At 42.7% G+C, this 25,946-nt stretch carries 26 protein-coding genes; 16 read left to right on the top strand and 10 right to left on the bottom strand.

Translation table 11 applies throughout. The features are described from left to right. Nucleotides 1-173 precede the first annotated feature (173 nt). Nucleotides 174-548: a DoxX family protein gene (locus B2W36_RS05540; RefSeq protein WP_293886725.1), complete on the top strand. Its 375-nt coding sequence runs from the start codon at nt 174-176 to the stop codon at nt 546-548. A 180-nt stretch (nt 549-728) separates the two neighbouring features. Here B2W36_RS05540 and B2W36_RS05535 read toward each other — a convergent pair whose 3' ends face one another. The 5 genes from B2W36_RS05535 to B2W36_RS05515 all read right to left on the bottom strand — a co-directional run bounded on the left by B2W36_RS05535 (nt 729) and on the right by B2W36_RS05515 (nt 4,500). Beyond that, nucleotides 729-1,670, bottom strand: coding sequence for an ABC transporter permease (locus B2W36_RS05535; RefSeq protein WP_293886724.1), 942 nt, complete (start codon nt 1,668-1,670; stop codon nt 729-731). A 2-nt stretch (nt 1,671-1,672) separates the two neighbouring features. Beyond that, on the bottom strand, nt 1,673-2,620 hold the full coding sequence (locus B2W36_RS05530) for an ABC transporter ATP-binding protein (RefSeq protein ID WP_293886722.1): 948 nt from the start codon (nt 2,618-2,620) through the stop codon (nt 1,673-1,675). 32 nt (nt 2,621-2,652) lie between these two features. Then, on the bottom strand, nt 2,653-3,507 hold the full coding sequence (locus B2W36_RS05525) for an NEW3 domain-containing protein (protein WP_293886721.1): 855 nt from the start codon (nt 3,505-3,507) through the stop codon (nt 2,653-2,655). 174 nt (nt 3,508-3,681) lie between these two features. Further along, nucleotides 3,682-3,975 carry a hypothetical protein gene (locus B2W36_RS05520; RefSeq protein WP_293886720.1) on the bottom strand — a complete coding sequence of 98 codons (294 nt, stop codon included), beginning with the start codon at nt 3,973-3,975 and terminating at the stop codon, nt 3,682-3,684. 78 nt (nt 3,976-4,053) lie between these two features. Continuing rightward, nucleotides 4,054-4,500, bottom strand: coding sequence for an Hsp20/alpha crystallin family protein (locus B2W36_RS05515; protein WP_293886718.1), 447 nt, complete (start codon nt 4,498-4,500; stop codon nt 4,054-4,056). Nucleotides 4,501-4,734: 234 nt separating this feature from the next. Here B2W36_RS05515 and B2W36_RS05510 point away from each other — a divergent pair, with 234 nt between their 5' ends. Beyond that, the gene (locus B2W36_RS05510; RefSeq protein WP_209579001.1) at nt 4,735-4,986 is read left to right on the top strand and encodes a hypothetical protein; all 252 of its coding nucleotides are present in this window, start codon (nt 4,735-4,737) and stop codon (nt 4,984-4,986) included. A 53-nt stretch (nt 4,987-5,039) separates the two neighbouring features. After that, nucleotides 5,040-5,642 carry a hypothetical protein gene (locus tag B2W36_RS05505; protein ID WP_293886715.1) on the top strand — a complete coding sequence of 201 codons (603 nt, stop codon included), beginning with the start codon at nt 5,040-5,042 and terminating at the stop codon, nt 5,640-5,642. Nucleotides 5,643-5,742: 100 nt separating this feature from the next. Here B2W36_RS05505 and cobA read toward each other — a convergent pair whose 3' ends face one another. Continuing rightward, on the bottom strand, nt 5,743-6,504 hold the full coding sequence (gene cobA, locus B2W36_RS05500) for a uroporphyrinogen-III C-methyltransferase (RefSeq protein ID WP_293886713.1): 762 nt from the start codon (nt 6,502-6,504) through the stop codon (nt 5,743-5,745). Nucleotides 6,505-6,701: 197 nt separating this feature from the next. Between cobA and nirB the strand changes: the two genes are divergently transcribed. Genes nirB through B2W36_RS05480 form a run of 4 tightly spaced genes read left to right on the top strand, consistent with a single transcriptional unit; the run spans nt 6,702 to nt 10,860 of the window. Beyond that, nucleotides 6,702-9,218, top strand: coding sequence for a nitrite reductase large subunit NirB (gene nirB / locus B2W36_RS05495; RefSeq protein ID WP_293886711.1), 2,517 nt, complete (start codon nt 6,702-6,704; stop codon nt 9,216-9,218). Nucleotides 9,219-9,251: 33 nt separating this feature from the next. Then, the gene (gene nirD / locus B2W36_RS05490; protein WP_293886709.1) at nt 9,252-9,599 is read left to right on the top strand and encodes a nitrite reductase small subunit NirD; all 348 of its coding nucleotides are present in this window, start codon (nt 9,252-9,254) and stop codon (nt 9,597-9,599) included. 41 nt (nt 9,600-9,640) lie between these two features. After that, nucleotides 9,641-10,453, top strand: a complete 813-nt coding sequence (locus B2W36_RS05485) for a formate/nitrite transporter family protein (RefSeq protein WP_293886708.1) — start codon at nt 9,641-9,643, stop codon at nt 10,451-10,453. Between the two features lie 5 nt (nt 10,454-10,458). Next, nucleotides 10,459-10,860 carry a hypothetical protein gene (locus B2W36_RS05480; RefSeq protein WP_293886707.1) on the top strand — a complete coding sequence of 134 codons (402 nt, stop codon included), beginning with the start codon at nt 10,459-10,461 and terminating at the stop codon, nt 10,858-10,860. A 53-nt stretch (nt 10,861-10,913) separates the two neighbouring features. Here B2W36_RS05480 and B2W36_RS05475 read toward each other — a convergent pair whose 3' ends face one another. After that, complete coding sequence (locus tag B2W36_RS05475; RefSeq protein ID WP_293886705.1) at nt 10,914-11,621, bottom strand: Crp/Fnr family transcriptional regulator; 708 nt, start codon at nt 11,619-11,621, stop codon at nt 10,914-10,916. 214 nt (nt 11,622-11,835) lie between these two features. Here B2W36_RS05475 and B2W36_RS05470 point away from each other — a divergent pair, with 214 nt between their 5' ends. Further along, nucleotides 11,836-12,360 (top strand): hypothetical protein, encoded by a 525-nt coding sequence (locus tag B2W36_RS05470; protein WP_293886703.1) that lies wholly within the window; start codon nt 11,836-11,838, stop codon nt 12,358-12,360. Nucleotides 12,361-12,371: 11 nt separating this feature from the next. On the opposite strand, the gene B2W36_RS05465 is transcribed toward B2W36_RS05470, so the two are convergent. Both B2W36_RS05465 and B2W36_RS05460 read right to left on the bottom strand, forming a co-directional pair. After that, nucleotides 12,372-13,286, bottom strand: coding sequence for a helix-turn-helix domain-containing protein (locus tag B2W36_RS05465; protein ID WP_293886701.1), 915 nt, complete (start codon nt 13,284-13,286; stop codon nt 12,372-12,374). A gap of 67 nt (nt 13,287-13,353) precedes the next feature. Beyond that, nucleotides 13,354-14,205: an SDR family NAD(P)-dependent oxidoreductase gene (locus B2W36_RS05460; RefSeq protein ID WP_293886699.1), complete on the bottom strand. Its 852-nt coding sequence runs from the start codon at nt 14,203-14,205 to the stop codon at nt 13,354-13,356. Nucleotides 14,206-14,413: 208 nt separating this feature from the next. Between B2W36_RS05460 and B2W36_RS05455 the strand changes: the two genes are divergently transcribed. The 5 genes from B2W36_RS05455 (at nt 14,414) to B2W36_RS05435 (ending at nt 21,530) form a co-directional block, all read left to right on the top strand. Continuing rightward, nucleotides 14,414-14,875: a redoxin domain-containing protein gene (locus tag B2W36_RS05455; protein ID WP_293886697.1), complete on the top strand. Its 462-nt coding sequence runs from the start codon at nt 14,414-14,416 to the stop codon at nt 14,873-14,875. 2 nt (nt 14,876-14,877) lie between these two features. Beyond that, entirely contained in the window at nt 14,878-15,387 is a 510-nt protein-coding gene (locus B2W36_RS05450) for a DsbA family protein (RefSeq protein WP_209579015.1), read from the top strand. A gap of 67 nt (nt 15,388-15,454) precedes the next feature. Then, entirely contained in the window at nt 15,455-16,279 is an 825-nt protein-coding gene (locus tag B2W36_RS05445) for an alpha/beta fold hydrolase (protein WP_293886695.1), read from the top strand. 235 nt (nt 16,280-16,514) lie between these two features. Beyond that, complete coding sequence (locus B2W36_RS05440) at nt 16,515-19,751, top strand: SusC/RagA family TonB-linked outer membrane protein (RefSeq protein WP_293886694.1); 3,237 nt, start codon at nt 16,515-16,517, stop codon at nt 19,749-19,751. A gap of 12 nt (nt 19,752-19,763) precedes the next feature. Beyond that, complete coding sequence (locus tag B2W36_RS05435) at nt 19,764-21,530, top strand: RagB/SusD family nutrient uptake outer membrane protein (protein WP_293886693.1); 1,767 nt, start codon at nt 19,764-19,766, stop codon at nt 21,528-21,530. A 133-nt stretch (nt 21,531-21,663) separates the two neighbouring features. Here B2W36_RS05435 and B2W36_RS05430 read toward each other — a convergent pair whose 3' ends face one another. Then, nucleotides 21,664-23,070 (bottom strand): alpha-L-fucosidase, encoded by a 1,407-nt coding sequence (locus tag B2W36_RS05430; protein WP_293886691.1) that lies wholly within the window; start codon nt 23,068-23,070, stop codon nt 21,664-21,666. A gap of 129 nt (nt 23,071-23,199) precedes the next feature. Between B2W36_RS05430 and B2W36_RS05425 the strand changes: the two genes are divergently transcribed. Genes B2W36_RS05425 through B2W36_RS05415 form a run of 3 tightly spaced genes read left to right on the top strand, consistent with a single transcriptional unit; the run spans nt 23,200 to nt 25,932 of the window. Further along, nucleotides 23,200-24,618, top strand: a complete 1,419-nt coding sequence (locus B2W36_RS05425; RefSeq protein WP_293886689.1) for a sensor histidine kinase — start codon at nt 23,200-23,202, stop codon at nt 24,616-24,618. Next, on the top strand, nt 24,599-25,303 hold the full coding sequence (locus B2W36_RS05420) for a response regulator transcription factor (protein WP_293886687.1): 705 nt from the start codon (nt 24,599-24,601) through the stop codon (nt 25,301-25,303). The genes B2W36_RS05425 and B2W36_RS05420 overlap by 20 nt, the downstream gene beginning before the upstream one ends. A gap of 44 nt (nt 25,304-25,347) precedes the next feature. After that, nucleotides 25,348-25,932 carry a Crp/Fnr family transcriptional regulator gene (locus B2W36_RS05415; protein WP_293886686.1) on the top strand — a complete coding sequence of 195 codons (585 nt, stop codon included), beginning with the start codon at nt 25,348-25,350 and terminating at the stop codon, nt 25,930-25,932. Nucleotides 25,933-25,946: the final 14 nt, after the last annotated feature.

Here is a 25,946-nt window from a genome sequence, read left to right as displayed (position 1 = left end):
GAGACGCTGCCCAATATGGCGGATTTCCCTATGTCTATCTAGTAAAGCGGATTTCCTCATAATGGATAATCCGCTTTTTTTCAAATTGGATACTTCTTTTTTAAGCATGGAAAAACAATTCCACTAAGATAGCTGTACTCTTTAAAATTTAAAAGATGAAGGATAAATCGCAAATGCAGAAAATTGCACGGTATGGTTTAGGTGCATTTTTAGTTGTGGCGGGAATTGGACACCTGACATTTTCTCGTAAAGAATTTCGGGCTCAAGTGCCAGATTGGGTGCCGATCTCCAAAGACGACACCGTTGTATATTCTGGTTACGCTGAAATTGCCCTGGGGGCAGCACTCATACTGGCGCCTGCTAAACAGCGGTCGAAGGTTGGAAAAATTGCTGCTGCTTTTTTTACGGCTGTATTTCCTGGAAATATTGCGCAATATACCGATCGCCGTGATGGATTTGGTTTGGATACGGACGGTAAACGCCTGGCACGCTTATTTTTTCAGCCGGTGCTGGTAGCATGGGCATTAAAAAGCACAAGCGATACATAAATTCGAACAGTCTATAGCAGATCATTGTTTACGGAGCGTCCTCTGCGCAGGGGGGTAGCTTAAATGCATAAAGGTTGCTGGAGCTACTCCAGGCAACCTTTAATTTTTGTAATCTATTGCACGACGATTTGACCGGCCTAGATCCAGCTTTTAAACATATTCAATCGATTATCAATTTTCCTAATTCCGAATTTCTCTTCGCATAAAAATGAAATAGGACCAAGCAAAGCAGATCATCATGGCTGCTGTAAGCCCACTGATCTGCGGCCATACCATCAGGAAACTCTCGCGAAAGGAAAGTGGAGCCGGAATGGCGCCAACCATCTGTTCCATGGCAATGGGGCCGAGGCTGCGTACCGATGGCATCAATAAGGTCGTAGTGGCATCGGTGTAAAGCTGGCTGGGCGATAGGCGGAGCAGGTTAAGTATGAGTTCGTTGTAACTCAGGTATTCCTGCTCTGAAATGTAATTGGGATTGGGTAAAAATGGGCGTATGGCCAAGTTGACCAAAATCGGAAAAAATACCGTAAAAAACAGCCAGATGCCGATGGCTGTCAACGCTGAAGTTGCTGGCTGCCTAAAACGAATGGAAAGCAATATCGACAGACTGAGCCAAAAGGCAACATATAGTATGCTGATCAGGGTGAATCCTAAGATGCGCAGGAGTTCCTGTGGTTCTATCCGCACACCTGTGCCGATTAATCCTCCCCCGATCATGAGCAAGACGAGTGCGGTAAACAAGGTGCTCACAACAATCAGCGGAGCAAAAAACTTGGAAATTAAAAGGCTGTCGCGGTAGATGGGCTGTGCCACAAGTCGTGTTAAAGTTCCGCTGTTATACTCGGCATTAATGGCATCAAAGCCAAGGGCTATACCCAATAGGGGAGCCAAAAAATTCAGAAACACATGGAATGGAGGGATCGAGTTATCCGTCGTTGTAAGCAGCTTGAGGTAAAGGAATGACTGGTCGGGATCTTTCATATTACCGACAGCTTCTTTAAGTCCTGAAGATGAAACATACAGGGATGCGCCAAATGTCAGTACAATCAGCAGGATCAGCACGATAAAGCGCCAGCTGCGGATATGTGTGGCAACCTCCTTATTGATCAATACATTCATCATTTTTATAATTTACTATTTTCGAAATACGTATGATAGATTTGGTCAAGCGCATAATCATTGCGCTGTACAGAAACAATTGCAGCGCCATGCTGTACCAGGATACGGACGGCATCGGCGGTGTTGTCTTTTTCTGATTTCAACTTAATACTGTCGCCGTCTAAAGAAAGAGTCCGAAGCCCGGGGAGTTCTTGGAGCGCCGACTCAAAGCGTTTACTGTCGCCACTATTTTCAAGCATGATAACTGTACTGACGCCTTCTTGTTGCTGGAGGTTGTTTGCCAAGCTGTCGATGGAGCCTTCGACCAGCAGTTTACCTCCTACAAAGATACCCACTCGATCGCAGACGCGTTGTACTTGATGAAGATGGTGCGAGGAGAGCAGTACGGTGAGGTTCTGCTCTTTGCTGAGCTGTTTGATCAGTTCCAAAAATTCGTCCACACCTTTGGGGTCAATACCCAGAGTTGGTTCGTCGAGTATAGCAACAGCGGGTGCTTTGATGAGCACTTCAGCCAGGCCGAGCCGCTGTTTCATTCCACGCGAAAAGGCAGCGGTTTTTTTGTGCATTTCGTTTGCCAAGCCCACTGTTTGGAGCATTTCTTGCGACTTTATGCGCGCTTGAGCTCTTGGTAGCCCATTGAGTTCCGCAATAAAACTTAAGTTTTCCAAAGCGGTCATTTCGGGATAAAAACCCACATTGTCGGGTAGGTAGCCTACCTTTCTTTTGACAGCGATAGGATTTCTTGTGGCATCATGTCCGCAAACGTAGGCTTTGCCAGAGCTCGGCTCGGTAAGTCCGAGCATCATTAAGATACTTGTCGTTTTACCTGCTCCGTTGGGCCCAAGAAGTCCAAAGATTTCACCCGGATAAATCTTTAGGTCCAAAGCGTCCACTGCTTTCGTTTTGCCATAGCTCTTTGTCAAACTTGACAGTTGAATAATAGGATCCTTCATGTTGAGAGTCTTTGGGATTATCAAATCAGGATTTATCTTCTTCCATATTTTCGGATGAGGTAATATATCAGTCCTATTGCCGCAAAGATGACCAATAGTCCGATCCAGCCAGAAAGTAGCGAAGTTTTAACAATAATGCGAAACGAAAGATCTGTAGTACTGTTGGCAGACTTGACATCGAATTTAGCAGCATAATCACCGGCGATTGTTTTGTCCGGAACTTTAAGATTTACTTTGACATCAACGGATTTCCCCGCTTCAAGTTGCTTGATTGTAGCTGGGGTGAATGTGGCTTCCCAGCGGGTGGGCAGTTGTGATCCCAGTTCCAAGGTGTTGAGGGGAAGTGTTCCTGTGTTTTTAAGTTGCAGAACAATTTCTTTGTTACTGCCTGATACGACTTCGTCACTGAGCCTGCCGGTAGGCGTAGTCATCTCCAGCGCATAAGACCCTTTAACGACAGCTTCCAATTCCAGTTGGAAATTATCTATCGGTGAAGTTGCTTTAAGAGGAATTTTATATTTATCGGGTTTAGCGGTAATTGGGCAACTAATTTCGATGCCGATTTCTTGCGTTTTGCCCGGTTGCATCTGAATAGAGGTTACGAGCGATCCATCTACGCGATAGCTGATCTGCCAACCTTGCGGTAGCTGTGCATCTAAGTTGTAAATAAGGGTCTGGCTACTTGCGTTGGTTAACGTGGTGTTGTAGCGGAATGGCTCATTGCTGGGAGCTTCGATATTGAGCAACCTTGCTTCGAAGCTTGATTTGCTGGGAGCAGCTACCTGCGCTGAGAGGTAAAAACTGTTTGCAAGCACCACAAGTGCAGCAAGAAAAGGCCTGAAAGATAGACGTGGGCGTTGGTTTGTAATTAGTAATTTTGTAAACATGATCCAATAACTAAAATTTATGTTTTAAGATAGAATAATAGCTTTCAAAAAATGCCGGTTCGGATTCCTGTGATTTCTTGAGGAAAAAACCGTGGCCAAATTATAAATCGATTGGAAGAAAATCAAGTTTTCCTTAAAAATTTATTGTAAAAAATATGTTTGAATCCAACTGTGCTATTCCAGATTCAATGCCCGAAAAGCTTTTTTGATAATTGCTTTGGTGTTGTCTGCAAGTTCATCCAAGGTACAATTGATGGATCGGACTGGAATTTGTATATCCGCTTCTTCATGGAGTAACAGGTCGATGCGCAACAATCTGTTCGGTGTATGTTCCGTCGAACCGAGCAATTCATTGAAGAGTTCATCTACAATTTTGGGGCAGTTGCCCAGGTCAAAAGTAGCAAGCTTAATGTAACTATCCTTGCAGGGAATATGCACTTCAATGCTATAATTGTTCAATCTTTTCATGATTTCGGTAAGTTTGGAAAACAAAGAAGTTGGTCCCCGTTCTGGAGACCAACAGCATACTAGTTGGTATTATAGGACTTAGGATATGTAAATTGTTCGAGGTTCCTTTTGTTTGGCTTCCTCTTTTTTTGGAATTGTCAGTTTGAGCATACCATTTTCATAATGAGCCTCAATGTTATCCTGATCCACCACATCTTTTTGCAGCTCGAAACTCCGTTGGAAAGATTGATAACTGAATTCCCGACGCGTATAATTGTCTTTTTGTTCTTCATGCTGCTCTTCCTTGGCGGAGGAAATAGTTAGAAGATTGCCATCAAGCGTAATTTTAAAATCCGCTTTGGCCATTCCTGGTGCTGCCACTTCAACTTCAAAGTTGTCGCCATTTTCCTTGATGTTTACTGCTGGGACCGTGGTGCTGGTAGGCGAGTAGTTTTTGTTGCTCCAGTTTAAAAGTTCACGGTTAAAATCATCAAACATGGGCGAGAACATCGATAAATTGTTCCAGTTTCTTTTTGCTAATTTCATGATAAACCTCCTTTTAATTAAGTGAAAACAACTTATTAAAATTAAAATTTTCAGCCGGCCGACTGTATCCGAACAATTGCAAAAAAAATACCACGGTGAAAAAGCTGAAATTTTTTCATGAAAACTGAAATTTTTGCATTTTTACTGACAAAATTTAGGTAAGAGTTGTCCGTTTAAATAATTATATTCGCATCAAATAGATCAAGTAACTAACCTGAAGATCGAATAAACCGCATGGAAGAAAAGAAATTAAATGAATTGACCAATGAAGAGTTGTTGGTTCTCAAAAAGAAATCCAAATCCACTAAAGTAATCAATGCTTCGATCATTGGATTTTGTGTGGGTATTGCTGGGTATAGCCTGTTCGTTGCCGGAATTACATGGCCGACGATTTTTCCACTGGTATTGGCTGTAATTGCCTATAAATATCTTGGTAAAAATGAAAAAGCTTTGGATGCAGAATTGAAATCCAGAAATCTCAGTTAGAAAAAAGGAAAACGATTACCGTTTCGCTGTTGTTTAATTTTAAAACAACAGCTATGAGAAGAGAACAAATAGAAGCATGGATCGCGCAAGGCTATAATGTACTGGATCATCATAAACCTAAAGTTGTGGAGGGTGATATCTGGGCGTATCTCAATCAATGCGATGGGCAAGGTACCGATGTATATGCACTTTCTGAACTGCAAAAATGGTCGGACGGCGAGCTTGCGCAGATGGAACTGAAAAAATATGTCGATCACTGTGGGCAGCTGGGCGAGAAGTTGTTTCTCCGTAATGAAGCAATTCGAAATAAAGAATTCGATAAATATGAGGCCTTTTTGAAATTGTTTTTTGCTGATAGTGCTGAAAAAGACATGGAGGAGGTAAAGTTTCTGGCTGATCGTATAAAACGGGTGAGTAAAGAAGAAATGGAAAAATGGGTGGTGTCAAATTATGTAAACGTGCTGCTATCTGATCTCCATTATCTGGACTATGGCGCTATTATCAACGGCATGGTGCTTCCTTCGGAAGAGGTTTTTATGTATACAGAAAATGGTCTCAATGAAACCATAGATTGCCACGTAACTCCCATGGAGTATTTCTCCCATACTGATCATGAAGATTACTGGATCAATCCAAATGTAAAGAAAGCATTATAGCTATGTATTATAAGAATTAAAATAAATTATATATCTGCTGGTATGTGACATCGTTATTCTTGTAAAGTGATGGCGTGCTGAAATTGACAGCGCTATAGCGCTAGATGATGTGCCGCTGCTCGGCAGCTACCGCCAATGTATGCTGCAAGTCTACAACCGCTCCGATGACGATAATTGCCGGATGCCCCATGTTATGTACTTTGCTTATCATGACAAGATCCTTGACTTTGCAGCATACTTGTTTCTGCTGGGGCAAGCTCGCATGCTGTATAATGGCAGCTGGTGTTTCCCCTTTTCCGTATAGTACGTAGGTGCGTGCGATTTCGTCGAGCTTACGCATTCCCATATAAATGACTACGGTCGATCTGCTTTGAACGGCGAGCGGCAGATCGGCAGAAAGTGTTCCATCTTTTTTCATACCCGTCAATGCCCATACCCCTTCACTTACACCACGGTGTGTTAGCGGAATGTCGTTGAGTCCAGCGCCTTGCATGCTGCTGATGCCCGGAATGTAGCTGATGTTAATAGATCGGTGTTGTACGGTGAGCCATTCTTCAAAACCACGTCCAAAAAGATAGGGATCTCCGCCCTTAAGTCGTACCACTCTTTCGAATTTGCTACAATAATATAAGATAAGTTCATTTATATCCTGCTGTGGGACGTATTTTCCATATGGATGTTTTCCAACATAGTGTTTTTTACAGTTTTTGTCTGCTATTTGTAGGATTTCCCTATTAATTAGGTTGTCATATAAGAGTACTTGAGCACTTTTTATCGCTTTATAAGCTTTTATTGTCAATAATTCTGGATCTCCAGGTCCGGATCCTACTATAAATAGGGTTTTTTGCTTTAAATTTTCCATTTTATTTATTTTTCAATCGTTTATATGTATAAAAATAATAAAAAATATGATAAAAATCATGTTTTAATGTATTTTTAATATGTTTTTTATGAAAAAGTATTATAAAAATCATATTTATTTTGATTTTTTAATTTTTTATTCCATAAATTAGTCTTGTTGAAACTAGAAATTGATTTTTATACAATAAAAACAGGGTCATGGATAAAAAAAAGGTTGTTATTGTCGGAAATGGGATGGTCGGTAATAAGATTTGTGAAAAATTAAAGCAGAAATCGAATGATTTAGATATCGTTGTCTTCTCAGAAGAGCAAATTCGAGCCTATGATCGTGTGCATTTGACTGATTATTTTAAATATTCTTCAGTTACTGAACTTTTTTTGTTGAAAAAAGAGTGGTACACTGAAAATAATATAGAAATCCATCTAGGTGATCCTATTGTCGGTATAAATGTTATAGAAAAAGAAGTTGCATCTCTAAAGGGGATTACCGTGAAATATGATTATTTAGTTTTTGCAACAGGTTCTGCACCTTTTGTTCCTCCAATACCTGGTATCGACAAAGAAGGTGTATTCCTCTACCGTACAATTGAAGACCTGGAATTGATTAAAGCATATGCGGCTAAAGTCAAGACAGGCACAGTTATGGGCGGGGGACTTTTAGGATTGGAAGCGGCTAAAGCATTGGTAGACCTTGGTCTTAAAGAAACGGCTGTGATTGAATTTGCCCCCCGTCTGATGCCCCGTCAGATTGACGATAATGCCAGTAAACTTTTGCAGCATAAGTTAGCAGCATTGGGTTTGACTTGCTTCTTGCAAAAATCCACAAGCCAGCTGTTGGGTGATCATCATCTCACTGGAATCGCTTTTAACGACGGGACCTCGCTGGAGACAGATTTATTGGTAATATCTGCTGGTATACGTCCTCGTGATGAGCTTGCCAAGAAAATAGGCCTTGCGGTCGGCGAGCGTGGCGGAATACGAGTTAACGCACACATGCAGACCTCGGATCCTGCGATTTATGCAATCGGCGAATGTGCCTTGGTGGAAGATATGGTCTATGGACTCGTTGCACCGGGTTATGAGATGGCTGAAATTGCGGCGGCTAATATCGTAGGTGATATCAAATCCTTTAAGGGGTTTGATATGAGTACCAAGCTAAAATTGATGGGAGTTGATGTAGCGAGTTTCGGAGATCCTTTTATCAGCGAACCTTATGCGCATACGATCGTACTGGAGGATCGCAATAAGGGGATTTATAAGCGGTTGAATATCAGTACAGACGGCACGCGCCTACTGGGCGGGATACTCGTCGGAGAAGCTGCAAGTTATAACATGTTGCTTCAGACGGTTAATAATAGTTTGCCGTTGGCAGAACACCCAGAACTTCTCCTTTTTGGGCAACAGCGTGACAGTAAAGCGCCTTCTTCTGGTCTGGAAGCTCTTCCGGATGATGCATTGATCTGCAGTTGCGAAGGTGTCACCAAAGCCGCAATCTGCAACGCGGTGGCCACAGGAGATTGTGAAAATGCGGATGCAGTAAAGAAATGTACCAGAGCGGGGTCGGGATGTGGAGGTTGTGTACCTATGGTCAAAGACCTGGTCAACTACACCATGAAACAGCAAGGAAAATATATTCGGGGTACCATCTGCGAGCATTTCGACCTGAGTCGCCAGGAACTTTATGATCTGATCAAGATCCACGAACTGAAAAGTTACGAACGGGTGTTGGATGCACTGGGACATGGGCATGGATGCGAAGTCTGTAAACCTTTAATCTCTTCCTTGCTTGCCAGTCTCTGGAATGAAATGATTTTGGGAAAGGGCAATGATGTGGCTCAGGACAGCAATGACCGTTACCTGGCCAACATACAGAAGGGCGGGACGTATTCAGTTGTTCCGCGTATTCCAGGAGGTGAAATTACCCCCGATAAACTGATTGTAATCGGGGAGGTGGCTAAGAAATACAATCTGTATACAAAAATTACTGGTGGACAGCGCATCGACCTATTTGGTGCACATCTCAATGATTTGCCCTTTATCTGGGAAGAGCTCATTACTGCAGGTTTTGAGAGTGGACATGCTTATGGTAAGGCGCTTCGGACCGTTAAAAGCTGCGTTGGAAGTACCTGGTGTAGGTTTGGGCTGCACGACAGCGTTTCTTTTGCGATACGGATAGAGGAACGTTACCGTGGGCTCCGCGCGCCACATAAGATTAAATCAGCCGTTAGCGGCTGTATACGTGAGTGTGCCGAGGCTCAGAGTAAGGATTTTGGAATCATTGCGACCGAAAAAGGATGGAACCTCTATGTTTGCGGCAATGGCGGTAGTAAGCCGCAGCACGCGTTATTATTGGCATCGGATATTGATAGCGAAACGTGTATTCGTTATATAGACCGTTTTCTGATGTTCTATATCCGCACTGCAGACCCGCTGACGCGAACGGCTACCTGGCTCAACAAAATGGAAGGCGGAATAGATTATCTCAGGAATGTTGTGGTAGGGGATAGTCTGGGGATGGGTGATACGTGGGAGCAGGATATGCAGCTACTCGTCGACAGTTATCGCTGCGAATGGAAAGCAGCTGTAGAAGATCCTGAAATTCGAAAACGCTTTGTTCATTTTGTAAATGCACCTGATGAGAAGGACGATACTGTTCGCTTTGAAAGTTTTCGCGGACAGAAGAAAGCCGCCGATTGGAACATTAGGACTTATTAAATAGCGAATCGCTAAACTTTTTAATGAAATCATATGAGTACGAAAATTGACATGCAATGGCTGAAGGCTTGCCGGATAGAAGATGCCATTGAAAACGGTGGAGTCTGTCTTAAATTGAACAACGAGCAGGTCGCACTATTCTATTTCGCCCGTCGCAACGAGTGGTATGCTACACAGAATGAATGCCCGCACAAGCGGCAGATGATTTTAAGTCGCGGAATGCTGGGGTCTTTGGGAGACACGCCTAAAGTCGCTTGTCCGTTTCATAAAAAAACCTTTGCCTTAGATACAGGTGAATGTCTTTCGGGAGACGAATGCGCAATAAAGACCTATCCGGTAAAGGTGGAGAACGGGAGTGTGTTTATCGGAATGACCGCTTAGGTAAAAAAAAGTTAATCGAAAATCTTATTAAACAAAATACGATGGATTATATCAGCCCCAAAGAGGTAGCAAGTGCGATGATGAACACCGCTATCTACAAATCTTCGCTTCCGATCAAAGACCTCTTGATACGGGGAGCGCTGTCAGGTGCCTTACTGGCAATTTCTGTTACTCTTGCCCTATTGGCTACTTCCCAGACCGGGTTGGGTTTAGTTGGTGCATTTGTTTTTCCAGTAGGATTTGTGATTATTGTCATCCTCGGTCTCGAACTGGTGACGGGAAGCTTTTCCTTGGTACCATTGGCGTGGTTTGAAGGAAAGATCAATTTTAAAGCGATGGTCTCAAATCTTTTCTGGGTTTTTCTAGGTAATTTACTGGGTAGCGTACTCTTTGCGATTTTGTTTTGGGCTGCGAGCACGGAGACTGGTCAATTGAGCCAGCTTGGAAATATCGAACATAGTCTGATGCTAATCAGTGAAAAGAAAACACTGGGATACAGCGCCCATGGTGCTTCGGGTTTGTTTTCGGCTTTTGTCAAAGCCATTCTATGTAATTGGATGGTGTGTATGGGTGTGGTGATGTCCATGACATCGAAGTCTACGCTTGGAAAGATATTGGCGGCGGGTATTCCGATCTTTATATTCTTTGCTTTAGGTTATGAGCATGCTGTGGTCAATATGTTTGTGATTCCCGCAGGAATGATGTTTGGAGCAAAAGTAACGATTTCCGACTGGTGGCTGTGCAATCAGCTGATTGTTACGGCTGGGAACATTGTCGGTGGACTGCTCTTTACTGGGATGGCCATTTATTACACGTATCATCAAAAAGAAAAAGTGTCGGCTTCGCAAACTTAAATTTTATGGATCAAATGAAAAAACTGTTGACGGTATGTTTGCTGTTAATGATTAGCAGTCAGATGTATGGTCAGGAAAAAATAGTAAAAGGCAGTCTATTTGAAGGAATTGTTGTGGCAGGATATGCCGACCATGGTGCCTACATCAATTGTACGGGGCCAGCGGTGAAATATACATTCGCACCCAAGAGCTGCCTATTGGTCGGTTTATTGCCTAGCTTAAAGCTGAAAGAAGATCAGGTTGAATCGGTGAAGCCAAAGAACTCCTGGATCACGCCCTCTCTGGGATTTGGTTTAACAGCTGTATTCCGACATATTGCCATTCAGTTGCCAGCATTCTATACCGCAAAAACGAGTGCTGCTGATGGTAAATGGAGGTTGGGAGTCGGTATAGGGTATAAATTTTAAGGTGATGTATTTTTAAGGGAATATATGATTTGGGGAGTCGTTGGCTTTTCTAGCTAGTTTAACTCCCCATTGTTTTCTTCTGATAGATCCTGTAGAAGCTGGAGGTTTTTAATAAAAATGTCTTTTTTGTCCATCATGATGGCTCCTAATTCGATAAGTTCGCTCAGTGTGCGATATACGGTCTCGTATGTAGCGCCTACGTAGGAAGCTAAGTCTTTTTTGCTTAGGGATAACCCAATATATCCATCCTTATGTTCATCGCTGAAAACACGGTGAAGTAACAATAGGCTCCAGGCAAGGCGATTTTTAACAGGAAGTTGGGTCAGTTGAGTCATCTTTTGTTCAGAAAGATGTAGTTCGTCGGCAAAAAACAACATCAACCGGTAACTCAGCTCAGGATTTATGCGTAGCGTGGACAGGAAGAACGGCATTTCGACGAAGCAGAGCTGTGACACTTCCAGGGTTGTAGCAGAAATAGGGTACACAGTTTGTTCGGTACTGACCCCACGATGGCCAACGATATCTCCTTTTTTTGCAAATCGTACAATGGTTTCTTTATCCCCGAGATTACGGTGAACTTTGACAAGTCCCGACTGGATGAAATAAATTCCCCGAACGGATTCTCCTTCGGTGATAAACTGTTCACCTTTTTTTAATTTGATATTCTTCCGATGAAGGTCGATCTGTCCGAGCCAGTCTTGTAAGACATAACGGCACATAAGGCAGGAGTGGTCGCAGGTATTTACTTTTTTCGATTTCATCAAAATCTAATTTGTATAGTGAGACGGTATTTTGTCGGTCCAAAGGTATTACCTATTCGTTTAAATTCCTATATTACCTTTTATAAAAAAAGGTATATAGGATCATTTAATTTATTTCACCATAAAGCTGTAGGTATATTTCCTTCAGATAAAACGATAGCATGTTTTAAATTGTTAATCATGCAGGTACACTGTTTTAAATTACTGAATACACATGAAAAAGATCCAACTTATTCCACTTGTGGGAATTCAAATTGAAGGTATTGGTCCGGTTAATCTCGGTGCGGGCCGTGCTGAAGTTCAAAGTGTACTTGGTACTCCTTCAGATGCGCTGGACGACCAATATTATTATGATGAACTCGAATTGAGACTTGATTTTAATGATCAGGGAACATTGGAATTTATAGAAAGCATCAATGGACCCAATCCGGAAAAAACGGAGATCAGTATCTATGGTGTTAATCCATTTCAGGTGGAAGCGACTGAACTTGTAACGATCTTAACGGATAAAAACCAAGGTGAGGTCGACGACGCTGAAGCAGGATATTGCTATACATTTTTGAATAGCTCCGTTGGTGTCTGGCGACAGATGACCGAAGAGGATGTGCAGGAAGAGATCGAAGAAATCAAAGCCGATGGCGAATACGAAGATAATGCGGATATGCTATTGGAGGATCTTGAAAAATCAAAATTCTTTTGGACAATCGGCATTGGAGTAGCGGGATATTATGCAGATTAAATTGAAGTAATTTATTGAAAAAATTGCCTAAACTCCAAAGGACTATGCTGTGTATTCTTTTTGAAGACTTTGCTGAATGACTGCGGATGCTCGAACCCTAATTCATAGGCAATTTCACTGATGGACAGGGAGCTGGTGCTCAAGCGCAATTTGGCATACTCGATCATTTTGTGCTGAATATGCTGCTGGGTGTTTTGTTGTGTATAGATGCGGAGCAGGCTGCCAAGATAGTTTGGCGATAGATTGAGCTCCTGAGCCAGGAAGCTGACGGTCGGAAGACCGTGCTCGGCGAGTGAGTCTTGTTGAAACTGTGCGGATAGCAATTGCTCAAACTTGGTAACAAGCTCTTGTGTCGATCGTTTGCGGGTAAGAAACTGCCGTTCATAAAATCGCTCGGCATAAAGAAGTAGGCGTTCAATCTGTTTGATAATGAGTTCGCGGCTGAATTTATCGATATTAGACTGATATTCCTTTTCGATATTCTGAAGAATATCCACGATCACGGCTTCTTCTTTGTCGGATAGAAAAAGCGCTTCATTGACTTGATATTGGAAAAAATCATACTGGTGAATATGTTTTGCCAATTCGCTGTTCCAGAGGAAATCGGGATGGATCAACAGGATCCATCCACTGGGTTGCGCCACTACTTCCTGATTGATTTCTACTTTTAAAAATTGTAAGGGTGATACAAAGGAAAGAATACCCGAATCAAAGTCATAGTGCTGCTGACCATAGTTAAATCGGGCATTCACATTTCGCTTTAAACCGATCGAATAAAAATGTTGTATCCAATTCAATTTGTTGTCATTAACAGGATAATGTACCTGACTATAGTCAACTAAGCTGATTAACGGATGTTCTGGCTTGGGCAGACCGCAAAAGCTGTGAAACTCCGCTAAGGAATGAAAGCGAAATGTATTCTCCATACGTGTAAATTTACTTATTTTCTTTTATTGGCAGCTAATGTCCTTGTTGTAAACAAAGTGCTATGGATTATTTGGCCGATTCGTCAAAACCGGTTGATACTGTATAACTTTTCCACTTTTCAATCTCCGCTGTCAACATGTTGATTTTATTTTTTGCCAGTTCATATGCATCCTGGCCCAACAGAAAATGAACAGGAGGTTGTTCCAGTTTGCTCACCTCGATCAATAGCGTTGCAGCTTTCTGTGGATCGTTTACTTGGTTGCCATTGATCTCGTGCAGGTGCGTGGCTTCGCTTTCACGGGCGGTGATGTACGCTGCGATTGGATTGGCTGCGGTTTGTAAAGAACCTTCGGATAGAAAGTCAGTTCTGAAGTATCCCGGATATACTACAGTTGTATGTACACCAAAAGGTTCCATTTCGGTCGCCAGGGCTTCGCTAAAACCGGCTACTGCGAATTTTGTGGAACAGTACACACCAAAGGCCGGGTAATTACCAACCAGACCGCCGATCGAGGCTATATTGAAAATGTGTCCCGATTGCTGACCGCGCAGATGGGGGGCAATATGGCGGATGACATTTAGTGAGCCAAAAACATTGACCTCGAAGTTGCGGCGTGTTTCTGATTCGCTCAGTTCCTCAAGTGCGCCGGTCTGACCATAGCCAGCATTATTGACGAGCACATCAATTCTTCCGAAATAATCAATAGCCGAAAGTACTGCGCGGGCAACATCTTTGTTATCTGTAATGTCTACTTCTAGGGGTAGAAAATTTTCAACGTCACCAATTTCATTTTCCAATGCCTTTTTTGTCCGCGATGTGGCAACGACAAGGTAATCCTGAGCAAGCAGCTCTTTAACTAAATTAAGCCCTAATCCCTTAGAGGCACCAGTGACAAACCATACTTTTTGTGATTTCATGTGTTTCTATTTCTAAATAAAAGAATAGTACAAAGGTGGTGAATCGCCGTACGACAGATGTAGGCAGATCAACGAATGTTGTAGCCAGATCGGGGATAAGGTGTTTTTTCTTTAAAACAATTTTTGCTTTAGCGTGCTTTATTTAATAGTGATACCAATACTATCTAGACTGGTATCTCAAAGATGGTTAAACTCTAAAGACGTTAATATGTTACAGAAAAATGATGTTGCACCCGATTTTACCTTGTATGCAACACCGGACCAAAAAATTAAATTGTCGGAATTCAAAGGGCACAATGTGATACTGGCATTTTACCCGGCAGACTGGAGTCCAGTGTGCAGTGATCAGATGGCCCTGTACAATGAAATGCTTAAGTATTTTAAGAAGTATGATGCCGAAATCATGGGCATTTCCGTTGACAGCAAGTGGTGTCATATGGCATTTGCAGAATCGCGTAAGCTTCATTTCCCGCTCTTAGCTGATTTTGAAGGCAAAGGTGAGGTTGCCAAGAAATATGGTGTTTACGACGAAGAAGAAGGCGAGTGCAAGCGCGCACTTTTTGTGATAGATAAGGAGGGTGTTATTGCGTGGAGTTATTTATCGCCTACTGCTGTTAATCCAGGAGCTGACGGTATTATCGAGGCGTTGGAAAATCTCAAATCAAATTAACTATGTCATTAAAACCAAAAGTCAGCAGCGCTGACCATATACTAGGTAATGGTCAAGCCGATTTGACCATTGTTGAATATGGCGACTATCAATGCCCACATTGTGGAACAGCTCATCCTATCATAAAAGAAATGATGGCTGAACTCGGAAGTCAGATCCGGTTTGTCTTCCGCAATTTTCCGTTGTCAGAAATGCACCCTTATGCCAAATCCGCGGCGCTGGCAGCGGAAGCAGCTTCACTTCAGGGTAAATTTTGGGAAATGCATGATGCTATCTTTGAAAATCAAAATGCCCTCAATGACGAATGGCTCCTGGATATGGCCCAAAAGCTGGATTTAGACATGGATAAATTCAGATCGGCTCTAAAAGATGAGTCGTTATTAGACCGTGTGGAAGGAGATTTTGAAAGTGGTATGATGAGTGGAGTGAATGGGACGCCAACGTTTTTTGTCAATGGCCAGAAATTTGACGGCGGAGCGGAAGATCTGGTACACGTGTTGGGCGAAAGCTAAGTGTATCAAGTGACGGATTGCAATTCAATTATTAAATAACAGAAATAAGAAAGTAAAATTATTCATCATGGCAACATTTAAAGTTCAAGACGGAACAGAAATTTATTATAAGGACTGGGGTACAGGCCAACCGATCGTTTTTCATCACGGCTGGCCTTTATCTAGTGATGACTGGGATGCGCAACTAATGTATTTTCTTCAAAAAGGATACCGTGTGGTTGCGCACGATCGCCGTGGACACGGGCGTTCGACACAGACTGCGGACGGGAACGATATGGATACCTATGCTTCAGATATTGCGCAGTTGGTAGAAGCATTGGATTTAAAAGACACTATTCATGTTGGCCATTCAACCGGTGGAGGCGAAGTGATTCGTTATCTAAACAATCACGGTACAGCGCGTGTTTCAAAAGCTGTGTTGATCAGCGCAGTTACGCCTACGATGGCTAAGAGCGCAACTAACCCCGATGGCGTGCCCATGGAAGTGTTTGACGAAATAAGATTGAATACAGCCACACGTAGGCAGCAATATTTTCAGGACTTTACCCTTGCTTTTTATGGCTATAATCGCGACGGAGCGGATGTGAAACAAGGTGTAATGGACAACTGGTGGCGACAAGGGATGATGGGGGGCATAAAAGCTCAATATGATTGTGTCAAAGCTTTTTCTGAAACCGACTTCACTGAGGAACTGAAAAATGTAGAAATTCCTGTACTCGTCCTGCATGGTGAGGATGACCAGATCGTGCCGATCGATATAACAGGTAGAAGAGCAGCGGAGCTGGTAAAAAACGGTACATTGATTACTTATCCCGGATTCCCACATGGAATGCCTACTACAGAAGCAGAAACCATTAACAAAGATATCCTAGCTTTTATTCAAGAAAATTAAAGGAGTTTAATCTCCTGGCCAAAAGGCATGGATATAAACAGAAAGAACTGCTCACTAATGGGCAGTTCTTTCTGTTTGTATTAACCAAAAACTAAATTTATATGAAATAATTCCTTGCATAATCTGTTTAGCAGTTGATATTGGTGGTATTAATTAAATATTTATTAACATTACGGTAAATTATAAACCAAGTCAAAGTGCCAACTTTGGTGCAAAATTCTAAACCAGATTAAAAATGCAAAAGACATTACTAATCAGTATGGCATTGAGTCTCTCGTATCCCACTTGGGCTAACGTAGAGCGTAATCATGTCAAATTGGCTAAAGAAACGCAAGATGTTGCAGTTCAGTTTACCGTAAGAGGGGTGGTAAAAGGCAAAGAGGGAACATTCTTGTCCGGAGTCACTATCACGAATTTAACTAGCCAAAAAAACACTTCAACAAATGGTGCAGGTCAGTTTGTGATCGAAGCCAGTGTAGGGCAAAAACTCAAATTGACGGCCATAGGCTACAGTGAAAAGATCGTCAATGTGACAGGTGGGCAGATCGATGTCAACATGGAATCCAAAGACACTGAGCTGGAAGAAGTCGTTGTGGTCGGTTATGGGACTCAGAAAAAAGTGAATCTTACTGGTGCTGTAGACCAGGTGGGTTCAGAAGCTTTTGAGGGACGTGTACTGGGCAATGCAAGTCAGATGCTTCAAGGGGTAATTCCCAACTTAAATGTAACCCCAGCAGATGGTAAACCTAATCGGGCGCCAAGTTTCAATATCCGTGGTACAACTTCTATTGGTCAGGGAGGAAGTGCACTTGTTCTTATCGATGGTGTCGAAGGGGACCTTTCCGCTATCAATCCTAATGATATCGAAAGTGTAACGACGCTCAAGGATGCTGCTTCATCTGCAATATACGGTTCCCGCGGAACATTCGGGGTTGTACTTGTCACAACCAAACGTGCCAAGTCTGGAAAAACGTCTATTAACTATTCGGGCAGTGGTTCTTTTCAGAAACCGATCGCTTTACCCAAATTTGTGACGGATGGCTACGAATATGCTTCGCATTTCTTTACAGCCTATAATGCCTGGAACAATTATTCCTCTATTCCGAGCAAGCTCAACAAAACACAAATCTTTACAACAGATTGGCTGGAGGAATTTAAGAGGAGAAAAGAACAGGGAATTACGGAGCAGGTCACGGTGGATGATAAGGGCAATTATGTTTACTATGGTAATGAGGATTATTATGGCATGCTGATCAAGGACAATACCTTTGTCCAGGATCATAACCTCTCTATCAGCGGTAATTCGGAAAAAATGGATTACTACATTTCTGGCCGTGCTTACGATTATAATGGCATGTATCGTTATAATAGCGATAAATATAAGACCTATAATACACGTGCAAAAGCCGGACTTCAGGTGACAGACTGGTTGCGGATCAGCAATAACATCGATTTTAACTACGCCAAATACAGGGATCCTTCCACAGCGGGTGAAGGTGGTAATATCTGGCGTAATATTGCCGATGAAGGGCACCCTTCTTCACCAATTTTTAATCCCGACGGATCAATGAGTTTCTCGGCAGCCTACACCGTAGGGGATTTCATCTACGGCAAAAACGGTACCAACACAGCCAATCAGGATCTCCGCAATACCACGTCTTTTGAAACCAAGTTTTTAAACAATACTTTTCGTGTAAAGGGGGATCTGACTTTCAGAAATCGTGATTTTAGTTCGGTAAGGGTTCGTGTGCCTGTCCCTTATAGCACGCAGGAGGGAAAAATGCTGCGGTTGGAAACAAGCATGAATGATAATATTTATCAAGTAGACCAACGTTACCGTTACTTGTTCGGAAATCTTTACAGTGAATATGAACGTACACTAGGTGACCATTACTTTAAAGGTTTGCTCGGTTATAATTATGAACAACGGACTTATAATTCAACCTATATCACCAAGACCGGTCTGCTTAATGACGACGTAGAAAATATCAACTTGGCAGTAGGGCAGAATACTACAGCAACGGCGGGATATAACAAATACCGCAATGTCGGTGTATTTATGCGGGCCAATTACATCTTCAAAGACCGTTATCTTTTTGAATTCAATGGCCGGTACGATGGTTCATCCAAATTCCCGACCAACCAACGGTGGGGATTGTTCCCGTCTGCATCCGTAGGCTGGCGTATATCGGAAGAACCTTTCTTCCAGGTGGACAAAAAGGCGCTGTCTGACCTGAAGCTAAGGGCCTCCTATGGTTCCCTTGGTAATGGTAATGTGGATCCTTATTCCTATCTGGATATCTATGAAATCAAGATTATGGACCGGGTACTAAATGGTCAGAAACCTTCCTATACCTCGGTGCCTAAAGTTATTCCGGATAACTTAACTTGGGAAACTGCGCGTACGGCCAATCTAGGTCTTGATCTATCTTCGTTAAATGGGAAATTGACCCTTACCGGAGATATCTATCAGCGCAAGACCCTCAATATGTATACCCTTGGTGTCGCATTGCCGGATATTTTTGGAGCGGAGTCACCAAAAGGGAACTATGCGGATATGACAACCAAAGGTTTTGAACTGAGCTTGACTTATAAGGATCGATTTGATCTTAATGGCAGTCCGTTCAACTGGTCTGTGCGCGGAACGCTGGCAGACTATAAATCCAACATAGACCGTTATGAGAATAAGGAAGGTTTAATCAAAGACGGTTCCTATTACGAAGGACAGCGGATTGGTGAGATCTGGGGTTATGTAACCCAGGGATTATTCCAGAATCAGGCGGAGATTGATGGAGCAGCAAAACAAAAACTGATCAAATCGTCCAACAATGGAACAATCTATCCCGGGGATGTTCGTTTTACAGATCTCAATGGCGACGGTGTGATTGATTATGGAAACAATACAATCTACAGTCATGGTGATAGAACGGTCATCGGTAATGCCGATCCAAGGTATATCTATAGTTTTAACCTCAATTTGGATTGGAAGGGGATCTACTTTTCTTCATTTTTCCAAGGAGTAGGCAAGCAAAATTGGTATCCGAGCAATGAGTCGATTTTCTGGGGACAGTACAATAGACCTTATAACAATTTGCCGGAATGGCACCTCAATAATTACTGGACAGCAGATAATCCGAATGGCTATTTTCCACGTTATGCCGGCTATAACGAGTCTATTAAAACCACCCCCCAAACCAGATACTTACAAAATGTGGCCTATATTCGGATGAAAAACTTACAGATCGGGTACAGCTTTCCTAAGTCTGTGACAAACCGATTAAAAATCAGTAGTCTTCGTGCAGGCCTATCGGGTGAAAACCTATGGACCTGGTCGCCGCTTTACAAAAAGACGAAGGATCTTGATGTCGGCAACCTGGGCAAATCGGATCCTGAAATCGGAACAGGGTCCGGTGACGGATTTAATTATCCGATCATGAAGAGCATCAGTTTTAACTTATCTATTGGCTTATAGTTTTATATCAACATGAAAAGATTGTTTTATATACCTGTTGTTGCACTTTTGTTCAGTTCTTGCGAACTGAATGAGCTGCCAAAGGCAGGAGCTACCGAAGAAGATATCTTTGGTAGTGAAAGTGGATTGAAAAATTACAGTAACTCCTTCTATCGGAATATCACTTCGGGAAGTGACGCTTATAAGGGCGATGCAATGGCCGATTATTCTGCCGTAAACAGCCTAAATGATTTTATGGTCGGCGGTGCTTATAGCGCGGAAATCAGTTCGGGCTGGTCATGGACGACCTTGCGCAATATCAATCAATTGATCGCCAAGTGCAACAGTCCCAAATTGACTGATGCCATAAAAAATAATTATATCGGCCTGGCCCGCTTTTTTAGAGCTTGGTTTTATTATGAAAAAGTGGTGCGATTTGGCGATGTGCCTTGGGTAGATCATCCGCTGGCAGTGGATGAAACAGACATCCTCAAGGCACCACGCGATTCGCGCGAGGTGGTCATGAAGCATATCATGGAAGATCTGGACTTTGCCTACACCAATATCACCAATACGGGAGGCGACGGCAGTACGGTTAATAAATGGACAGCACTTGGTCTAAAGACAAGGATTGCACTATTTGAGGGTACATTCCGTAAATATCATAAACTCAATCTTGCTACACAGCCGGAGGTGTTTTTTCAGATGGCAGTAGATGCTGGAAAGATCTTAATGGAAAATGGCCCTTATGGACTTAATATCTCTGCAGATCCCAAGACCTCACAGCGGATGCTGTTTACAAGCAATGCACCTGTGACAAAAGAGGTTATGCTGGCGGTAACCTTTAGCAAGGATCTTGCGCTGTTGAATGATGCGAATTGGTGGTGGACGTCGGCTACCTATGGCCCCCGACTCAGTTTGGTAAGACCCTTTATCAATACCTTTTTGAATGTTGATGGTACCCCTTATACGGATAGACCCAACTTTCAGACGGAGGAGTTCTATGAGGAATGTCAAAATCGTGACTTGCGGCTTGCACAGTTGATCCGCACACCGGGTTACTCGCGTAATGGACAGGTGGCACCTCCAAATTTTGCGAGTTTCACCTATACAGGTTATCAACCGATTAAGTATACATTGGATGATTCATATTATGACAACGGCGGGTACAATACGAATGCGGTTCCGCTAATGCGTTATGCGGAGGTGTTGCTAAATTATGCCGAAGCGAAACAGGAACTCGGTACCTTCACCGATGCGGACTGGTCCAAAACCATTGGTGCACTTCGAGCAAGAGCAGGGATAAGTAGTGGAATCAATAGCTTGCCGACAAAAGTTGATAGCTATCTAAAAAATACATTCTTCCCTGAAGTAAACAATCCTGTGCTTTTGGAAATCCGCCGGGAAAGACAGGTGGAACTGGCACTGGAAGGATTCCGTTTCAACGATTTGAAACGCTGGAAGCTTGGACCGCTAATGGCCAATTTACCCTGGACAGGTATCTATATTCCAGCGCTGGATAAATTGATCGATATCGATCATAACGGTACACCTGATGTTGTCTTTTATGAAGGCAGTAAATCTGCTCCTTCGATCACTGTTCCAGCAGGAGTTGCCAAGGTGGCCATTGGAGGCAAGAGCACCAACTTCCAGACGATGACTTCAGACAATCATCTGGAATGGTTTAAAGCGGTGAAACGTACCTGGGATGATAACAACAAACAATACCTATACCCGATTCCTTCAGCGGCAATCGTGTTAAACAGTAATTTGACGCAGAATCCGGGTTGGAGTAAATAAACATTATTTGATCCGTTCTCTAATGATAAAGCCCCTTGCAGCATTACATGAGGCTTTATCATTAGAGTTTCCTGAACCAGTTATGTGAAAATATTAAACTTTTATAAATCAGAATTATCGGATTTTGCTGTTGCTATCGACGCTCCTGATATACCCCAATTTCATGAACGACAGCGCGATCTTTTTCAGGTTTGATGCTGAAACGTAATTTTTGTCCCAATACTTGGTCAAAGCGAAACATCTTGATGCGCCCCTGCTGCACGGCTTTGGCTGCGATAGGTTGCCATTTACCATCCTTCAGGTAAGATAGACTGTATTGTGAAGGATGATCTTTCCCTTCGGTAATAACGACACTGTTGAAGCTTTTGCTGCGTTCAAAATCCATTTCATACCACAGCTCCCCCTTAACGAGCGGGTTGGAGACCCAAGCGCTTCCAAAGTTATCATCGTTAGCAAAATCCATGATATTCATATCGTCACTCCAGCTGCTGTATGAAGGTACTTGCTTAGCGATATTGTGGTCGACAATAGGAGCTTGGTAGTCTGGTAAGGTGCTGTAGTTGGGCCTGTTTTTGTACAATGTGCCGATTTTTTTTAAGGCGTCGAGCGCATTCTGATCCATGAGACCATCACTGTTTGGGGCTACGTTGAGCATAAAGTTACAATAGGCACTGTTGTAGGGGATAATGAATTTCTCAACCAGCTCATTGACATCCTTAACGGCAGTATTTGGGAATGAGGTTTTCCAGAACCAATTCTGCTGCAAGGGAAGGCAGGCCATAGCAGGGAGTTTGTTGTGTTCTTTGGAAATAAATTGCCCCGCTCCCTGTTCGTAAGATTTGATATCTGTATAAAAGAGGGCATCACCGGGGTATTTTGCGGAATTGAGGTCCATCAATAGGCATTTGGGCTGTAATGATTTGACGAGGTAATAGATGTCATCGAAAGGAACATCGTCGTAAGAAATGCGTGACCAAGGGGCATCCCAGCCATCAATCACCAAGGCGTCAATTTCTCCATATTGAGTGAGCAATTCGGTCAGCTGATCTTTGATCAGCTGGATATGGGCTTTGGTAATTGTGTGCGGCCGTATACCTTGGTGCATATCCAGTATCGAATAATACAACATTACCCGAAGACCATTTTTGCGAAAGGCTTCAGTAAACTCTTTAACAACATCACGATGTAAAGGTGTATTCATGACATTATAATCTGTAGTTTTGGTGTTCCAGATCGGGAAACCACTGTGATGCTTGGTTGTCAGGCAGCCGTAACTCATATTTGCCGACTTGGCCGCTTTGGCCCATTGGTCTGCGTTGAGTTTGGGTGATTTAAACAATTCAAGAGCAGCATTGGGGTCTGACCAGTCCTGTTCCATAAAAGTTGGCATCCCGTAATGGATAAACATGCCAAATCCTAGATTGACAAAATCGAGCTGGCTCTGCTCAAGTATTTTTTTTGAAAAACTGGTTTGCGCAAACAGGCTTTGGCCCAGCAGGAGGAAACATAGACAGAGTAGTGTCTGGGAAATTTTGGACATAATTTGCTAATTTGTTAGGCTGTAAAGATAGGGAAAGAAGAAGTATCTTGTGTTTAATAGAAACCTAATGAAAGCCTAATAAAAGCCTAATGGTATCTTGGATCGATAAATAGATGTTATTTTTAAACCATGAACAGCGCCGGTAGAAATATATATCCCTGGGCATTTGGCACCAGCTTCCTGATCTTGACCCTGTTGATCGGTTTTTTGATCTTCAATACGTATAAGCTTGAAGATAAAAATTACCAGATTGGACAGCTCAATCTGATTCAGAATGCCTATGGTGCTGCAGTAATGGACGATAAGATATTCCCCGGTGGTAACACGATATTCCAAACTTCATTGGTGCCATGTCTTTCGATCTGGTCTAAAAAGGTGCCTACTGGTACATTAGATTCCTCTAAATTTGCTCAGCAATGTATGGAACCTTTTCTCAAACGCTTGCGGCAAGAGCAATCACTGGATAGTATTTTTCAGCAGATCGTACAGGAACAGCAACTTGATAAAGATCTTATTTACCTGTTTCATTTTGATAAATTGGAAGTTTACGATTCCACAGCTAAGGTTTGGAAGGTGTTTTATGAAACGGAACGTGATAATCCTGCTGGCGCCATAGCTGGTCGACTAGAAAATCCGGGGCTTAATAATCGGGTATTTGAACTATCGGTGAGTGATAAAAGTCCATGTCCCTATCGGTTTACCTATAGCCTATATGTAGATTATGAAAATCGGGGCTGGCGGATTGTACAACGGATGGCACCCGTATTTTTGCTGTCTTTGACCTGTATTGCGGTCATTGTGCTTCTTAGTTACCGGACTTATAGCAATTGGATCAGCCAGCGTAAGCTTGCCGATCTCAAAACAAGTTTTCTCAACCATATGCGCCATGAATTCAATACCCCACTGACGACAATACTGATCAGTGCGCACAGCCTGATCGACCCTGACACCAACAAAGATGAGCGCGAAGTGACACAGCTGGGACTAATCGTGGAGCGGCAGGCAAACCGACTTAAGGCTTATTTTGAACAGGTCATGGGATCTGTTGCCTTAGAGGAGCGACAGCCAAAAATCGTTCAGCTTCCGCTGAACCGGCTCACACAGCAGCTGTTGGATGAGCTTCGCTTGCGGTATCAAGATGAGATCGAAATCCGATACGAAGCATTAATGTCTGATATTGAAATGAAACTAGATCTAGATGATTATTTTTCGATCTTAGACAACCTTGTATCCAATGCCATCAAATTTAATGACAGTAATGAAAAATACATTTGGTTTACCTGGCGCTGCACAGAAGACCAATACTGTCTTCAAGTAGCAGATAATGGGTCTGGTATAAGCCCTAATGAACGGGCTAAAGTATTTACAGCATTTTATCGGGGAAGATTATCGGGAAATAAACCGGGGCTTGGATTGGGACTATATTACATCAAATCCTGTTTGGACCGTTTGGGATGGACAATTCATATGGAAGAGGGGGCAAGTGCGGGTACGATTTTTTATATTTACATGGGTAATGCGGCATCCAATGGCAAAAGACAAGATTGATATTCTTTTGATCGAAGACGAACCCGATTTGGGAGAGGTTTTTTCGCGCTATCTGCGCTACAAAGGATTTACGGTGCTTTGGGAAAGTACTGCTGAAGGTGGCTGGGAAAATTTTCAGCGCGTTTCTGTCAAACTCCTGATCATCGATATCCAGTTGCCTGATGGTAACGGTTTTGATCTTGCGCAACGGATGATTGCTAGCAATCCAGGACAGCCTGTTTTCTTTTTGACAGCCCTCCATGAGCGCAACTCCCGATTAAAGGGGCTTTCTTTAGGCGCGGTTGATTATATTTCCAAACCTTTCGATATGGACGAAATATTGCTTAAGATCCGCAATCTATTGAAAGTAGCATCTGTTTCCGAGAAAGATCCGGTTTTACAGCTAGAATTGGAGATTGGCAGCTTGAGGCTCAATATGGAACGGTTTACGCTGGAAAACGCAGTGAAAAAGGTGCAAAAACTCACCGTAAGGGAAGCAGAACTGCTGCATTACTTAATTTTGAATAAAAATATGTTGGTCAGCAAAAAAGATTTGCTCTTAAAGTTTTGGGGGAATACCGACTTCTTTAACGGTAAAAGTTTGGAAGTTTTTATCTCCCGGCTTCGCAAGTTGTTGCAAATAGATCGTAAACTTCACATCGAAAGTATCTATGGTGCAGGTTATATATTACATGAAGATGTATAATTACGTGACCATTTCAAACTGTCTTTTACACGAAAAACAATACAATGATATACGAAAACATTCTAAAAAATGTGTCGAAGTGCATTACGTTGACCGCGGAGGAGATCGCGCAGTTTACGGGTATACTCACGACAAAAAAGTTTCCCAAGAAGACCATGTTATTGAATGAGGGAGAAATCTGTCAGTTTGAAGGTTACGTGCAAAAAGGCTGTGTGCGGATCTACTACCTGGATGAAAATGGCTTTGAAGTAACGTTAGCCTTTGCGGTGGAAGATTGGTGGATTAGTGATATTGCATCTTTTCATTACCATACACCTTCCAGTCTCTATATGGAAACACTGGAAGATAGCGAATTTTTAATGCTGACACCGGATACTAAAGAGAGATTATTAGAGACTATTCCAAAATTTGAACGCGTATTTCGTATGCTTGTCCAACGTAGGCTTGCTGTCTTACAGAATAGGTTGATCCATACGATGGCCAAACCAGCGGCAGATCGATACCTCGAATTTATCGCACTTTATCCAACTATATCGCAACGAGTACCTCAGTATTACATTGCATCTTATTTAGGTGTTTCACCCGAATTTGTCAGTATTATACGCAAGCGGCTTGCCGCAAAGAAATAGAGGCAGCAGTATTG

This window comes from Sphingobacterium sp. UBA3549 (genome assembly GCF_002376635.1).
Lineage (GTDB): Bacteria > Bacteroidota > Bacteroidia > Sphingobacteriales > Sphingobacteriaceae > Sphingobacterium.
This window is presented reverse-complemented; position numbering and strand designations above follow the sequence as displayed.

Excerpts from the sequence above, each read along its gene's own strand:
- B2W36_RS05450 (WP_209579015.1), top strand. The coding sequence starts at position 14,878 with ATGTCATTAAAACCAAAAGTCAGCAGCGCTGACCATATACTAGGTAAT.
- B2W36_RS05515 (WP_293886718.1), bottom strand. The coding sequence starts at position 4,500 with ATGAAATTAGCAAAAAGAAACTGGAACAATTTATCGATGTTCTCGCCC.
- B2W36_RS05425 (WP_293886689.1), top strand. The coding sequence starts at position 23,200 with ATGAACAGCGCCGGTAGAAATATATATCCCTGGGCATTTGGCACCAGC.
- nirB (WP_293886711.1), top strand. The coding sequence starts at position 6,702 with ATGGATAAAAAAAAGGTTGTTATTGTCGGAAATGGGATGGTCGGTAAT.
- cobA (WP_293886713.1), bottom strand. The coding sequence starts at position 6,504 with ATGGAAAATTTAAAGCAAAAAACCCTATTTATAGTAGGATCCGGACCT.
- B2W36_RS05465 (WP_293886701.1), bottom strand. The coding sequence starts at position 13,286 with ATGGAGAATACATTTCGCTTTCATTCCTTAGCGGAGTTTCACAGCTTT.
- B2W36_RS05460 (WP_293886699.1), bottom strand. The coding sequence starts at position 14,205 with ATGAAATCACAAAAAGTATGGTTTGTCACTGGTGCCTCTAAGGGATTA.
- B2W36_RS05505 (WP_293886715.1), top strand. The coding sequence starts at position 5,040 with ATGAGAAGAGAACAAATAGAAGCATGGATCGCGCAAGGCTATAATGTA.
- B2W36_RS05445 (WP_293886695.1), top strand. The coding sequence starts at position 15,455 with ATGGCAACATTTAAAGTTCAAGACGGAACAGAAATTTATTATAAGGAC.
- B2W36_RS05520 (WP_293886720.1), bottom strand. The coding sequence starts at position 3,975 with ATGAAAAGATTGAACAATTATAGCATTGAAGTGCATATTCCCTGCAAG.
- B2W36_RS05435 (WP_293886693.1), top strand. The coding sequence starts at position 19,764 with ATGAAAAGATTGTTTTATATACCTGTTGTTGCACTTTTGTTCAGTTCT.
- B2W36_RS05530 (WP_293886722.1), bottom strand. The coding sequence starts at position 2,620 with ATGAAGGATCCTATTATTCAACTGTCAAGTTTGACAAAGAGCTATGGC.
- B2W36_RS05420 (WP_293886687.1), top strand. The coding sequence starts at position 24,599 with ATGGCAAAAGACAAGATTGATATTCTTTTGATCGAAGACGAACCCGAT.
- B2W36_RS05535 (WP_293886724.1), bottom strand. The coding sequence starts at position 1,670 with ATGATGAATGTATTGATCAATAAGGAGGTTGCCACACATATCCGCAGC.
- B2W36_RS05455 (WP_293886697.1), top strand. The coding sequence starts at position 14,414 with ATGTTACAGAAAAATGATGTTGCACCCGATTTTACCTTGTATGCAACA.
- B2W36_RS05415 (WP_293886686.1), top strand. The coding sequence starts at position 25,348 with ATGATATACGAAAACATTCTAAAAAATGTGTCGAAGTGCATTACGTTG.
- B2W36_RS05480 (WP_293886707.1), top strand. The coding sequence starts at position 10,459 with ATGGATCAAATGAAAAAACTGTTGACGGTATGTTTGCTGTTAATGATT.
- B2W36_RS05540 (WP_293886725.1), top strand. The coding sequence starts at position 174 with ATGCAGAAAATTGCACGGTATGGTTTAGGTGCATTTTTAGTTGTGGCG.
- nirD (WP_293886709.1), top strand. The coding sequence starts at position 9,252 with ATGAGTACGAAAATTGACATGCAATGGCTGAAGGCTTGCCGGATAGAA.
- B2W36_RS05510 (WP_209579001.1), top strand. The coding sequence starts at position 4,735 with ATGGAAGAAAAGAAATTAAATGAATTGACCAATGAAGAGTTGTTGGTT.
- B2W36_RS05470 (WP_293886703.1), top strand. The coding sequence starts at position 11,836 with ATGAAAAAGATCCAACTTATTCCACTTGTGGGAATTCAAATTGAAGGT.
- B2W36_RS05525 (WP_293886721.1), bottom strand. The coding sequence starts at position 3,507 with ATGTTTACAAAATTACTAATTACAAACCAACGCCCACGTCTATCTTTC.
- B2W36_RS05440 (WP_293886694.1), top strand. The coding sequence starts at position 16,515 with ATGCAAAAGACATTACTAATCAGTATGGCATTGAGTCTCTCGTATCCC.
- B2W36_RS05475 (WP_293886705.1), bottom strand. The coding sequence starts at position 11,621 with ATGAAATCGAAAAAAGTAAATACCTGCGACCACTCCTGCCTTATGTGC.
- B2W36_RS05430 (WP_293886691.1), bottom strand. The coding sequence starts at position 23,070 with ATGTCCAAAATTTCCCAGACACTACTCTGTCTATGTTTCCTCCTGCTG.
- B2W36_RS05485 (WP_293886708.1), top strand. The coding sequence starts at position 9,641 with ATGGATTATATCAGCCCCAAAGAGGTAGCAAGTGCGATGATGAACACC.